General features: G+C 67.4%; 1 protein-coding gene. It reads left to right on the plus strand.

The features are described from left to right. The coding region (locus tag C9414_RS21260; RefSeq protein WP_142398107.1) for an SDR family NAD(P)-dependent oxidoreductase at positions 1–500 on the plus strand (500 nt) is incomplete at both ends.

Raw genomic sequence — 500 nt, forward strand, 5'->3', positions numbered from 1 at the left:
CGACATCACCCGCCAGCATGTCGAGCGCGAAGGCGGCCGCTGCGTGGGGATTGCCGGCGACGTGCGCGATCCGCGCTTCTGCAACCGGGCGGTGAAGCAGGTGGCCAAGGTGTTCGGTGGCATCGACATCCTGGTCAACAACGCGGCCTTCCAGCTGCATTGCCAGCGCCTGGAAGACCTGGAAGACGCCCACCTGCAGGAAACGTTGCAGACCAACATCGGCGGCTACATCCAGATGGCGCGCGCGGTGCTGCCGCATCTGGGCGAGGGCGCCAGCATCATCAACACCGGCTCGGAAACCGGGCTGTTCGGCAGCAAGGCGCTGATCGACTACTCGGCCACCAAGGGCGCGATCCATGCGTTCACCAAGGCGCTGGCCAGCCAGCTGCTGCCACGTGGCATCCGGGTCAACTGCGTGGCGCCGGGCCCGGTGTGGACCCCGTTGAACCCCGCCGACAAGCAGGCGCAGGACGTGGCCGGGTTCGGCAAGGACAGCGACA

The organism is Bacillus sp. Nf3 (genome assembly GCF_003028545.1).
In the GTDB taxonomy this organism is placed as follows: domain Bacteria; phylum Bacillota; class Bacilli; order Bacillales; family Bacillaceae; genus Bacillus; species Bacillus safensis.